The sequence below is a fragment of the Endozoicomonas sp. ALB091 genome (assembly GCF_049310265.1).
Lineage (GTDB): Bacteria > Pseudomonadota > Gammaproteobacteria > Pseudomonadales > Endozoicomonadaceae > Endozoicomonas.
In genome coordinates, this window is the sequence record NZ_JBLYNQ010000003.1 from 654,696 (window position 1) to 667,491 (window position 12,796).

General features: G+C 47.4%; 11 protein-coding genes. 4 read left to right on the forward strand and 7 right to left on the reverse strand.

Annotated features, from left to right (window positions below; translation table 11 throughout):
* Positions 1-15: 15 nt before the first annotated feature.
* A complete protein-coding gene (dauA, locus tag ACO6UX_RS05850; RefSeq protein WP_422445726.1) occupies positions 16-1,749 on the reverse strand; it encodes a C4-dicarboxylic acid transporter DauA in 1,734 nt (577 codons plus the stop codon).
* Positions 1,750-1,797: 48 nt separating this feature from the next.
* Here dauA and ACO6UX_RS05855 point away from each other — a divergent pair, with 48 nt between their 5' ends.
* Positions 1,798-1,956: a hypothetical protein gene (locus tag ACO6UX_RS05855; protein ID WP_422445728.1), complete on the forward strand. Its 159-nt coding sequence runs from the start codon at positions 1,798-1,800 to the stop codon at positions 1,954-1,956.
* A 62-nt stretch (positions 1,957-2,018) separates the two neighbouring features.
* On the opposite strand, the gene ACO6UX_RS05860 is transcribed toward ACO6UX_RS05855, so the two are convergent.
* The gene (locus ACO6UX_RS05860) at positions 2,019-3,632 is read right to left on the reverse strand and encodes an ankyrin repeat domain-containing protein (protein WP_422445730.1); all 1,614 of its coding nucleotides are present in this window, start codon (positions 3,630-3,632) and stop codon (positions 2,019-2,021) included.
* A 376-nt stretch (positions 3,633-4,008) separates the two neighbouring features.
* On the opposite strand from ACO6UX_RS05860, the gene ACO6UX_RS05865 reads away from it, so the two are divergent.
* A complete protein-coding gene (locus ACO6UX_RS05865; protein ID WP_422445732.1) occupies positions 4,009-5,304 on the forward strand; it encodes a hypothetical protein in 1,296 nt (431 codons plus the stop codon).
* Positions 5,305-5,384: 80 nt separating this feature from the next.
* Here ACO6UX_RS05865 and aroC read toward each other — a convergent pair whose 3' ends face one another.
* Entirely contained in the window at positions 5,385-6,467 is a 1,083-nt protein-coding gene (aroC, locus tag ACO6UX_RS05870; protein WP_422445734.1) for a chorismate synthase, read from the reverse strand.
* A 55-nt stretch (positions 6,468-6,522) separates the two neighbouring features.
* Positions 6,523-7,470 carry a 50S ribosomal protein L3 N(5)-glutamine methyltransferase gene (prmB, locus tag ACO6UX_RS05875; RefSeq protein ID WP_422445736.1) on the reverse strand — a complete coding sequence of 316 codons (948 nt, stop codon included), beginning with the start codon at positions 7,468-7,470 and terminating at the stop codon, positions 6,523-6,525.
* Positions 7,471-7,992: 522 nt separating this feature from the next.
* On the opposite strand from prmB, the gene ACO6UX_RS05880 reads away from it, so the two are divergent.
* Positions 7,993-9,147, forward strand: coding sequence for a hypothetical protein (locus ACO6UX_RS05880; RefSeq protein WP_422445738.1), 1,155 nt, complete (start codon positions 7,993-7,995; stop codon positions 9,145-9,147).
* A 46-nt stretch (positions 9,148-9,193) separates the two neighbouring features.
* On the opposite strand, the gene ACO6UX_RS05885 is transcribed toward ACO6UX_RS05880, so the two are convergent.
* Positions 9,194-9,910, reverse strand: coding sequence for an SIMPL domain-containing protein (locus tag ACO6UX_RS05885; protein ID WP_422445740.1), 717 nt, complete (start codon positions 9,908-9,910; stop codon positions 9,194-9,196).
* 353 nt (positions 9,911-10,263) lie between these two features.
* Between ACO6UX_RS05885 and ACO6UX_RS05890 the strand changes: the two genes are divergently transcribed.
* Positions 10,264-11,007: a hypothetical protein gene (locus tag ACO6UX_RS05890; RefSeq protein WP_422445742.1), complete on the forward strand. Its 744-nt coding sequence runs from the start codon at positions 10,264-10,266 to the stop codon at positions 11,005-11,007.
* 7 nt (positions 11,008-11,014) lie between these two features.
* Here the strand turns inward: ACO6UX_RS05890 and ACO6UX_RS05895 are convergent, their stop codons facing one another.
* Both ACO6UX_RS05895 and ACO6UX_RS05900 read right to left on the reverse strand, forming a co-directional pair.
* Complete coding sequence (locus ACO6UX_RS05895; protein WP_422445744.1) at positions 11,015-12,262, reverse strand: hypothetical protein; 1,248 nt, start codon at positions 12,260-12,262, stop codon at positions 11,015-11,017.
* Between the two features lie 22 nt (positions 12,263-12,284).
* A complete protein-coding gene (locus ACO6UX_RS05900) occupies positions 12,285-12,755 on the reverse strand; it encodes a SycD/LcrH family type III secretion system chaperone (RefSeq protein ID WP_422445746.1) in 471 nt (156 codons plus the stop codon).
* Positions 12,756-12,796 lie beyond the last annotated feature (41 nt).

Sequence of the window (12,796 nt, forward strand, 5' to 3'; positions counted from 1 at the left end):
CTTTTTTTAACGCTGTTATTTTTTAACCGACCGACACCCGTCCAGCAACGCATCATTCAATGAAGGATAAAATTTCACCACACCTTCTACAGGCTCAACGCCGGCCCGGGCCAGGTTTTTTAATGGCTGGAACTGTAATTCACTGATCAATAGCCGGGTATGGTGCTTCCTGCACTGTTCAATCAATCGCGTGAGGGCCGAGAGACCGCCCGCATCCAGCAGATAGACATTTTCCATCTGTAAAATAATCGTATGTTTATCCTGGCTTAAACGACTGATCTCTCCAAAAACATGATCAGCAGCGGCAAAAAACAGCGGTCCCTCGATGCGAAGGACGGCCGTTGTTGGCACTATTGGCGTATCTACATAGCGTTTGTCCCTGGTGATATCCCTGACCTGGATCATCTCAGCGACTTCTTTCATAAACAGCAATGCGGCCAGTACCACACCAACGCTGATGGCAATGACCATATCAAAGACAACCGTCAGGAAAAAACAGACCAGAAAAACCAGCACATCACTGCGCGGAGCCGTTTTCAACAGGTGCACCGCTTTAGGTGCTTCGCTCATGTTCCAGGCAACCACCAGCAGCAAAGCAGCCATCGCAGACATGGGAATACAGGCAAGAATACCGGTCAGTGCTACCAGCGCCAGCAGCACAACCAGGGCATGAACCATCCCTGCTACCGGGCTCTGTGCCCCGGCCTTGACGTTGGCGGCTGATCGGGCAATGGCGGCAGTGGCTGGAATCCCGCCAAAGAATGGCGCAACCATGTTGCCAATGCCTTGCCCTAACAGCTCACTGTTTGCACTGTGTCGTTTACCCGTCATGCCATCCAACACGACGGCACACAACAGCGATTCGATAGCCCCGAGCATGGCAATGGCAAAAGCGGAAGGAAGCAGGGCCTGAACCAGTGACCAGCTGATACCGGATGGTTGACCATCGACACCCGCCTGCATCCACGGCCTGGCAAACTCGGGAAGGACCGGAGGAATCCCCATACCCATGGAGCCATCAGGTAGCAGGTATTGGAATCGGCTACCAATCGTTTCAACATCGAAACCATAATGGCCCATTATCAGAGCGAGTAAACTGCCAATAATCACCGCCGGTAAATGAGCGGGAATGGGCAACCTTAACCGGGGCCACAACAACATCACGGCCAGTGTCACGATGGCAATCAGCAGGCTTGGCCAATGGGTGCTGCCCACTCCATTGACCAGAACTGTTACTTTTTCCCAATAGTGCTCAGGCATGGCACTGATGGTCATACCAAAGAAATCTTTCAGCTGCAGTGTGGCAATTACAACACCAATACCAGCGGTAAATCCCAGTGTGATCGACTCCGGTATATACTGAATCAGACGTCCAAGGCGCATGAGAGCCATCAGCACCAGAATGATGCCTGACATAACCGTTGCCAGCAGCAAGCCAGCAAGACCGAATTTTTCTGCAATAGGAAATAACAGCACCACAAAGGCAGCGGTGGGGCCGGATATGCTGTAACGGGACCCGCCCAGCAAGGCGATAATAAATCCGCTGATGATCGCCGTATAAAGACCGTACTGTGGCGCAACACCACTGGCGATGGCCAGCGCCATGGATAACGGGATGGCAATAATTCCGACGGTTAGTCCCGCCAGCAGGTCGCTGGCAAAACGTTTGCCAGTATACTTGTCGGCAATGCAGGCCTGACTCAGGGCATGGCAAAGCTTCAGTGACAACAGATGGGCTCGATGTGGCACGATAATGGCCTGTTCAAGAGAAGAGGAAGAAGAAAGGCGCAGTATAATATGCCTAAATCCAGACAGCGGCTATGCGTATTATGTGCTGCAAAAGATTTTCCTTCTCACTGGACAGCGGCAGGAACCATTGCTGAAAACGATGACCAACCGGGCTATCTGCTGCCCATTGGCGACGGACTGACTCCCTCACGCATCGTGCGAACCTGAATCAACCGCCCCATTGTGCTTGTATCACTGCCCCGGAACAGTGATAGCACTACCAAACAAACTCAATATTCAAAACCTGAACCTGCGTTTACACTTTGCAGGAGTTGAATGATAGTTTGGTAAGATTCAACCTTATTGATAGCGGCAAAGTCATTCAGGTGATCCACATGATAAATTGCCCTGTCGAGAAGGACTTGTGCAACTTTAAGAGGGGTATGTACTGCAGTATTGAGGGCATTAACATCAGCTTTTGCAGCAATCAGGCGTTCAACAATCTCTGGCTGACAACTTTCAACTGCAAGGTGAAGAGGGGTACCCCCGTTTGTACTATTGGTTGTATATCTGTCAAACGCTTTATCGGGGGGGAACGGGATCTCCCCGTCTGAGACACAGGCATTGACATTAGCGTTTTCGTCAATCAAGAGCTGAACAATGGATGACTCACCTTTTTTAACCGCAAGATGGAGGGCGGTCCACCTATATTCTCCCATAGTGGCATTGACATCAGCATTTGCTGCAATCAGCGTTGCAACGCTTTCAGGCTGGCATTCGCAGACTGCACGGTAAAGTGGAGTCATACCACGATCGTTAAGGCCGTTAACGTCAGCGCCTCTGGTAATCATGGCTTTGATAATATCTGTCTGACCGCATTCAACCGACCGGAAAAAGGCGAGCTGACTGGACCCCAGGCATTGAAGTTTATGAAGAGCAACCCCCCTGGTATTGGCCAACAATTTGTCGAATAAAGCCCAGTCATTGATTTCAATCAATGCACTAAGCAGCTCTGCACGTGCCCCTTCGCAGGGGGCCTCAGTATCACAAGTTGCATTGGCTAAAGAACAAATTATGGATTTCGTCAGTTTCCCCTCACTTTTTGCCCAGCTGAGCAGTGTCTTGCCTTCACCAATGAGTACTTCGATGTCGGCACCGGCAACGGCCAGATCGTTAACAGCCTGTTCCTGCCCGGCTTCAATGGCACAGTGCAGGGGAGTTTTCCCGTAGCTTGTTATTTGCGCATCGCTTCCATGGTATTCGAGAGTGGATCCCAAAGGGAGGCCCTGCCACTTTTCCACCGAAGCCAATAAAACGTTCCAATCACGCCTGTCTTGGATTTGACTGGGCGTTTCCATCACATTTGCCTGGTAATTGATATTTGCACCATTTTCAAGCAAGAACCAGATGGTATCGAGATGCCCGAATTGCGCCGCAAAATGGAGTGGAGTCATACCTCTTGTGAGGGCGTTGACGTTAGCACCATGGCGGACAAGATGCTCTAAAGTCGCTACATCACCTTTGATGGCAGCGCAATGGAGGGGAGTTAGCCCATCTTCGGTGCTGTCATTGACATTTACACCGAGGGCAAGCAGGCCACTGATAGCGTCAGGCCGACCTTTTGCAGCTGCCACCAGGAGCGGCGTCTCATCAGGTGATAAACAATGGGTAACGCTATGATTGCATCCCGGGCAAGTGGTATTCTTTGGGACTTCCAGAAATTCTTCCATGCACATCTTATGGTAGCTATGGGTACAGGGAAACATAACAACAGTACGCTGATCACCCAGATTGCCAAAACAGAAATTGCATTTTTCAATTTCCGGATTATCCCCTTTAGAGACTACCGAATCAGCGGGTGTCATCACGCCCTGCAGAGAGACGTTTAATTCTAAGCCATGCATAACTTTTAACTCATGTTGCATTAGTAAAATTTGAACGATAGTACGTAAAATACTGGACAATCGACCAAATATTATTGTGTTTGTCCATTAAATGACGCAAAAGTTCCCGTTCAATATTTCTTATACAATTAAGCAGGTGAGCAGCATGCCTGTATTAAACGAATAAAATGAACCATGCGGCATCTTATTGCCGTGCAGATTCTTACATTCTCTCTTTGACGTATTGGTTGACCCTTTTGTGTTTTCATTATCAAAACCATTGATTGTGTCATTATATTGATCATTTCCGCCCTATCCCAGCATCAAATCACAAAGCGTTGGTTTTATTGACTACAGTTAGTACTTATCAAGTCCAAAGGAATGCTGGAGAAATACTATGGATAGCTCGAGAGTTGCTGGTTCGACACTACAAAATGTTCAAGTACCGCCATCCGATGCTTCTATCAACGGTGCCACTCCCGTTAAAAAATCCTTTCTGGGTAAGTTAGTGACAACCTTTAAAGGTACGAAAGAGCCAGGTCTGAGCAGGGCTTATGACAATGATTATCTATCTAAACCAAAGAAAGTAATTACAAAGTTGTTTAGCCGAAAAATCCAACAAACCAATTGGGGAAGGGTAAATTATTTTCAGCAGCAGAGAGTCAGTAAAATACAAGGTCAAGATGGAAAATCAGACTCAGCAAATTCCGCAAAGGCATACAATGAACTGGTTTCTAAAGTAAAAGAAAGTAAGAAAGAAGTTGAGGCACTTGAGAATAAGGTCAAAGAGTTTGAAAGTTCATATTCAGATGCTTTGAAATTATTTAATAAAGGCAGTTTTAATGATAAAGACCTAAATAAAGTAAAAAATCTAAAAATTCCAACCAGTAGCGGTTCAAAAAACATAAAAATCAACTCAAGCGGTAAAGGCCAGATAAAATCACAAGTCAATAATATTAAAGAGCAATTCCAGAACTCCGAAACACAGGATTGTTTTAACAAGCACTGTGATAATAAGGACAAGTTGACTGAAGCAAAAGAGGCTCTCCACAAGCTGGAAGGACAGATTTCCTCTGCTTACGGTAAGATAAGCAGGGAACTGGGCGCGGCAGCGAGCAAAGAATACCAACAGGAAATGGCAAATGCCAAAAAGGCAATGAAAGCTGACATAGCGAAGCAAGAAGCAGATTATAAAAATAGAATTGCAGAACTTAAGCAGAGTTATCACCAGAATATTGAAAAAGGGGGCCAGAAAGCGGTTCATGTTAATTCCAGTCTGGATAAGTACAAGGCGAACAAGAATCTGTTCAAGGATCGAAAAGAGAGAAATATTGCCAACGCAAAAAAGGCTTACAAAGTTCGTATGGAAGAAATCAAGAAAGCTCGCGCAACGAACCGACAAGTTGCACAAAACTTAATCAAACCAAAACAAGCCACAACACCATCTGTCATGCCCTTAGATATGGAAAATGGGGCCAGCAAACTGTTAGAAAAATTCAACACTCCTGGTTATGTAGAAGGTGAGCAATGGCAGGATGATATCAAAGCAATCCTTGATCGTGGTGATCTTGATGGTTTGGAAACTGTCGAAAAAACTCTAAAACAGTGGCAAGCAAACCAGAGCCAGAGTACTTTCAAAGAAGTATTGAAATTTATTAAGATTGAGAGAGCTATCAAATTGGCTCGCCCATGATCTGAAAGTCCTGTCCGTGTAAAGACTCAGCATGAACATTCAGGCCAGTGTCCAGTTCGGTTACTGGCCTTTTTGGTGCTTTAAACAACCGGTATAGGACTAACGACATCGGCATTCTGTGCCCGGTGCCGCAGAAAATGATCCATCAGGGTAATCGCCATCATCGCTTCAGCAATGGGTACTGCGCGAATACCTACGCAGGGATCATGGCGCCCCTTGGTGACGACCTCCACCCGCTCGCCCTGACTATTAATCGACTTTCCTGAGGTGGTAATACTGGATGTTGGCTTCAGGGCAATATGAGCAACCACGTCCTGCCCGGTACTGATACCACCCAGGGTGCCACCGGCATGGTTGGAAAGGAAGCCATCCGGGGTAATCTCATCCCGGTGCTCTGTACCTTTCTGGCTGACACTGGCAAACCCGTCACCTATTTCAACGCCTTTGACCGCATTGATGCTCATCAGTGAATGGGCCAGATCCGCATCAAGGCGGTCAAAAACCGGTTCACCAAGCCCTGGCGGAACACCGGTTGCCATCACGGAAACACGAGCGCCCACGGAGTTACCTTCGGCACGAAGGCTGGTAATCAACGCTTCCATTTCCGGGACTTTGTCCGCATCTGGCGAGAAGAACGGGTTGTTTCTCACTTCATCCCAGTCCAGCTTCTCGACCTGAATATCGCCGATCCGGGACAGCCAGCCAAGCACTTCAATCCCCCTGGACTGCAGGAACTTGCGGGCAATAGCGCCAGCAGCCACTCGCATGGCCGTTTCCCTGGCGGATGAACGGCCACCACCGCGATAATCCCGGACACCGTATTTATGGGCATAGGTGTAATCCGCATGACCGGGTCTGAACAGATCCTTGATATTGGAGTAATCCCTGGAGCGCTGGTCCTGGTTTTCAATTAACAGGCCGATGGGGGTACCGGTGGTCACCCCTTCAAAAACGCCGGAGAGGATTCTGACCTGATCCGGCTCACGACGCTGGGTGGTGAATTTGGAGGTACCGGGCTTACGACGATCCAGGTCAACCTGAAGATCCGCTTCTGTTAAGGGCAACCCCGGGGGGCAACCGTCAACAATACAGCCCAGTGCCAGACCGTGGGATTCACCAAAGGTAGTTACCTTGAACAATTGTCCTATACTATTTCCTGCCATACTTGAGCGATCTCATTGTTATTTTCAGAAAATTCCCAAAATGGCTAAAAGCCCCTTACAGGGCTTTTAACCGATTTTTGAACAAAGACTGATATTTTCTGCAATCTTCAGCGGACAGCACCAGAACACCATGACCGCCTTTTTCGAAATCAGGCCAGACAAACGGTACTTCCGGATACTCATCCTGTAAAGCCCACTGACTGTTGCCTACTTCCAGCACCAGCAGCCCCTGGTCATCCAGGTAATCAGCTGCCTGCGCCAGAATGGTACGGGCGAAATCAAGCCCGTCATCTCCGGCGGCCAGACCCAGCTCGGGTTCGTGGGTGAACTCTTCCGGCATATCGGACATATCTTCAGCATCCACATAGGGTGGATTACTCAGAATCAGTTGATACCTGGGACGCTCTGGCAAAGCATCCAGAAAATCAAACAGATCCGACTTAATGGCCTGCACCCTGCCCCAGAGTTCATGGCGATCAATATTGATGTTGGCCACTTCCAGTGCATCTTCAGAAATATCCAGCAGATCCACCTGGGATTCAGGAAAAGCATGGGCTGCACCAATGCCAATACACCCGGAACCGGAGCACAGATCAAGCACACGGCTGATCTCTACATCCCCCAGCCACGGCTGGAACTGCTGGAGAATCAGCTCGGCAATGGGAGAACGGGGGACCAGCACCCCCTCATCCACATAAAATGGCATATCACAGAACCACGCCTGATTGACCAGATAGGCCAGGGGTTTACGACTGACCGCTCGCTCTTCAATCAGGTTGGCCAGTTTTTCACGCTCACGATGGGTTAAACGACTGTCAAGATATTGGTCGGGAAGATCCCAGGGCAGCTGCAATACCTGGAAAACCAGATGCAGGGACTCATCCAGCGCATTATCACTGCCATGACCAAAGAACAGCCCCGCCTCATTAAAGCGGGTTGCTCCCCAGCGTACAAAGTCTCGAATAGACACCAGCCCTTCGCAGGACTCATTGGAACCTGTCACATTTGCTCCTTCGGATTCGTAACGCCCGGAATTTTCACGCTGGGCCGAACCCTTACTGCCTTATATAGGCGGCATAAAATAGCATATTCCCTGCTCAGGGGTAACGGCTGTTTAACAGATAGCAGACAACCTGTGGTGATCATCAATCGGAGAGAAAATAATCAATCGTTTCCGGCTTAACATCATTCAGGGATACCTACCAAGGACTAAACCGCTTTTCACTAATTGATGAGTATCTGCTCAGATTACGGAAGATAGCTTTTCCCTGAAATACGACAAGTGCCAAAATGAGTAGTAGGATGAAGGTATTCTGTGTTTTTTTCAGCATAGCCATAGCGTCCAAAGCATTATGTACTGTGTCGTTTATGAATAGCTTTAATAAACGAATATTGATGTCTATATATTAGTCGTTTACTTACACGTCACAGGATATTTTCGAGAAAAAGTGTCCGAAGCCTTGTGAACTTTTTTTAAAAAAAATAATCAAAGCATTCCCCTGTAATATAAAAATGGAGACGACAGATGATAGCCACTGGTGGAGCAACCAATAGCCATATTCCTGGGAATTACAGCCTGCCTGGCAGTAGTCATTCAACTCGTGGACAACAGAGCAGTGAGGCACGGTCCTGCTCCTGGACTCAGCATAAAGTTGACAAATTGCATCTGAAAACAAGGGGACCGGATTCAGCATTAATGGAAGCAGCCAAACATAACGATACTAAACTGATCAACCGTATTCTTGACAGGCACCCGACATCTTTGCGACTTTGCTTGAAGCAACAAAATCAAAACCCGGCCATTCAGGCTGCAGTCCATGGCAACACTGAAGCATTTCAATTGTTAATTAACTATGGAGCATCACCGAATACAGTGTTGGCGAGTAAGAGTTATGAAAAACCTCCCCTCCCACTCCTGTTCCCTCAAAGGGGCAGGCACTCTAGCTATTCGCCTGCTAATTTCACATCAGAAACAATGAAGGTGTTACTGCGAAGCAAGGAAATCGACCTGAACAGTATCAATGATATTCAAGATTCATATGTTTCTATGTGGATGACACCAACGGAATTAGTAAACAGCCAGGCAGGAGCCAAAAACAGAGGTAAAATCAGTGCGTTACTTGCCAGCGATCCCAGAACCCAGGTAAATACAAAAATAGAATTTTTCTATCATGGAGGATTTAAATCTTCCTTTCATATTGAATTTCCTCGTGAATCATCATTTTATAAAACAAGTAAAGGAGTGACTGAAGGAAAGATCCCTGTTAGCCTTATCGGTCAGGCAATATTGTTAAATAACCCCGATTTAGCACTTACGCTACTTGACCGCCCGGACCTGAATCCCGGAGAGCCCGAAGGAACTGCCGAAAACCTGCTAACTATTTTCATTGATAAATTATCAAATGGATTGTTTTATAACCTAGGAAATCCCCTGAGAGAAAAAATGGTTGCATCCGAAGAATTTTGCAGGCAAATCCTGGACAGTGACTCATTGTTAGCCAAGGAGCGATTCCTCTTACTCTTATCTATGGATTTCCAAAGCAGGGATATCCACGACAACGATAAACTTGACCGGCTTAATTCCGATGAATTGAACGCACACATCAGATATGAACTCTCTCAATATGGCAATAGAGAATCTGTCGAAAGAGAGGTTAAACACCTCTCAACCCAGTTATAAATTGCTAACGACTGGTTAAACGTCAGCAGATAACCTGCTGTGATCATCAATCGGAGAGATAATACTCAATCGTCGCAACCACCCGGACTTTCTTGATATGAGGGTTATTCCGGTCACGATCACTGATGGAAAACTGCCCCTGGGAAGCTCTCTTGATTTTGCCCAGCTCGCTTTGTGAATCCGAGGCAAACTTTTCCGCCACTTCCCTGGCCTTACGGGTCGCTTCCTCAATCATTTCCGGCTTAACATCATTCAGGCGGGCAAACAGGTACTCCGGCTGTGAACCGTAATGACCTCCGGTAAACACAATGCCCTCCCGGCCAAGGTCCGACAGATTGCCCATCACCGAGCGCACCGCTTCAATATGACTGGAATAGATAGTAATGGTTTGCAGGGCAGTATAACGAAACTCCGGGCGACTGCTGCTGCCATAGTTATTAGCCGATTTATCGGTAATATCAGGCGACATCAGACTAATGTCTTCAGCCGCGATACCACCCTTTTCCAGGAACTCCCTGATGCTGTCAATATTGTTTTCAATCGTGCCATAGAGAGCTTTCAAATCATTATCGGCCGCTGAAAACTGAATAGGCCAGATCACGACATCTGCCTGATACTCCCTCTCTGATAACCCTTTGACTGTGACACTTCTTTCATACTGCTTGTACTCAATGGCAGCATTCGCCAACAAATACCCCAGACAGGAAAGCCCCAGAAAAACAGAAATGCCCAGTATCAAGGCACTGACTCTACCGGTACTCATATTGTTTACACCTGATCATTTTGTTGAAAAAATAACGAACCCCATCTTTGGGTTCACCCGGTAAATTATCAGATTTTACGCTAAATCCGAATATTTCTTACTTTGGGCTATCACATGAGACAAACCTCAAGGGATATTCGCTGGTTTTATTGTCACGGAGAACATTGCCCATCTCACAGGACACGCTAGAATTCTGGTGATTAAACGTGAAGGAAGCATATAACATGTCGTTTAACACGCTCTTTTCGGTGGACAGTAACGCATCGGCGCATGGAGATTCTACGTTTCTACCCATTAACCACTTATGCGCTGCCTCAAGTACTCATGTCGTTAAATAAGAAAAGGAAAAGAATATGCTCAAGATAGGAAGTATAAGAGATACACCATCATCCCCAAGAACTCCTGATGATGAGCCCGCAAAGAAAGCGATTAAAAAAGAAATACCTGACAGTGATGATCAGCATTTACCAACAACAGGCCTTGTTGAGCGCACAATTGCTTCAATATCCGGAATCAGCTCAGAGAGTGACTCATCTTTAACAATAACCGGAATCAGTTCAGATAGTGATTCCTCATCAACTGTCAGCGGAAGCAGTTCAGAGAGTGATTCTTCCTCAACAATCACAGAAAGCAGTTCAGAGAGTGACACCACCTTAACAAAAACTGAAAGCAGCTTAGGTGATTCATTCTTGGCGTTAACCGGAAGCAGCTCAGAGAGTGCCTCCTCTTCAACCACAACCGTAAGCAGCCCGGATAGTGACTCCACTTTAAACACAACCTCAAGCAGCTCCGTGAGTAGCTTCAGCTCACTGTCGTCATCAAGCATGTCTGAAGGAACAACGTTCAGAGTCAGTAATATGCCGATTGACGTGCTTACTCAAGTGCAATTACTTGACCGGCTTAGCTACATGCTATCAGATTATCCAGAGCTATCTTCTATTACCAGAGTTGAAGGGATTCCAAGCAGAGGTGAATTCAACACAATTTACGCGAAACTTCTTATCAAGTTACATTATGAAAATACAGGTCATGATTCCGCAAAAATATTTTCGATGATTGAGCCAATATGCAAAGGAATTTTGGAAAAATTAAAATAAATTGCTATCAGACTTTTTTGGCGGATTGCAGCAGTTCCACCCGCTTATTCATCATATCCTGGTATGAGCCTTGTTGGGTGACACTGTCCAGAACCCGGGTGAGGTGCTCTTGCAAATGCTGCCTGAGACTCCCGGGTGTTTCATCGGATGTATATCGATCAACAATCTGCTCAATGGCCGTGGTGATCAGGCTTGCCGAGTTCAGTACTTCAGCAGCCACTGTCGGTTCACCGGCTTTCAGTGCTGCAATGGCCTGCTTCAGTTTGTCCACCACTTCTTTATGCTGGCCTTCTTTGACCAGGTCCTCTTTGATCTGTTCTTCCCGTAATCGCTCTTTCAAGAGCTCGAAAAATTCTGCATTAGACATAGCTTCAATAGCAAGCAGTATACCCCTCTGGGCGACCAGAATGCTCTCCAGGAACTCTTCACGGGTTCTGATTAATGGCTGCAGATCAATGCCTAACCTCTGGGACAGTAGACTTAACCGCACATGTTCCGGCATTCCATAAAGATATGCACTGTTCTGCTGAATGACCCTGCCACTATGAACAGATGACTCCCCACTGTTGCGATTGATCGAAACAATATTATCAATCACCCTTTGCAGCGCCAGTGAGCCGGTATTTGCATCCGATGGGAACACGTCAGCAACAACGCTTAATACCTGAAGAGGGGCTGATGATCCTGCTGCCAAAGCTTGCTGAATGGTCTCTGTCAGCTGTCTGACATTACTTTCGTAGACGCCCAATACTTCATCCGTATCCGTGGCTTCTGGCAGTGCCGACTGCACCTTTGTCACCATATCCTGTAATGGGGTGGATGCAGGCACGTTGACGGTTGAGCGTTGAGTCCCTGCGGCTGGGTTATCAGAGGTCGATAGCTCCCGAGGTGGCTGTTCAGATGCCGCTTTTGACAAAGACGCTGAAAAGCCACCCGGCAAAGGCTCGGCAGCTGCTCCTGTAGATTTTTGCCCCAGAGAGTCTCTGATCTCCAGGGCTGTTGATAGGAGCCCCTTAATTTCTTCAGAGGGAGCCACCATTGCGCCAGGAAGAGCCGGTTGCAGGGCAGGAACCGGAATCACAGATGCAACAGGGAAATCTTCAGTCCTGGCTGCCTGACCCTGTGAGACAGAGTTCGACTGTTGGTAACCGGAAGCCACCTTATCAACCTTCTCTTTTGCAGGCTGCCCGGCCAGAAACTCTGGCGGCACAGGTTCCAGTCGGCTGGGCTGTATATCCCCGGATACCTCACTCATACCCTCACTCCTTGCAGTGTCATCAAAACTCGTTAATCATTTTTTCTACCCGGCTTACCTCAGGACTGGTGGTGCCGGATTCATGGGCCATTAAAACCGACGCCCGATAAGCAAGCCTCGCTTTTGGATACTGCTCCAGGGCGACATAACAATCGCCCACATAAATCATCGGATGCGGATCATTGGCATCAAGAGAAATGGCGTACAGATACGTATCAATGGCCTCACCATAAAGGTTCACCATTTGCTGGCAGGCACCAAGGCCAGTGAAAAAGCGGGGATTCCACTGATCATAGAGACAGAGAAATTGAAACAGGCGGGCAGACTTCTCGTACAAACCATTATTATATTTCAGATACGCCAGCTCATAGATGGCTTCCTGCGCCTCCTCACTGATATTACTGGCTTCAGCAAGACTCCCTCCCCTGGCCATATAGTCCCCCACAATGGCCATTGCCTGGGCATCAGGCGCGCTGAGCACTGAATCATTCATTTGCTGCTTCCCTGCAGATTAGAAAGACGAGCTGTTCTATA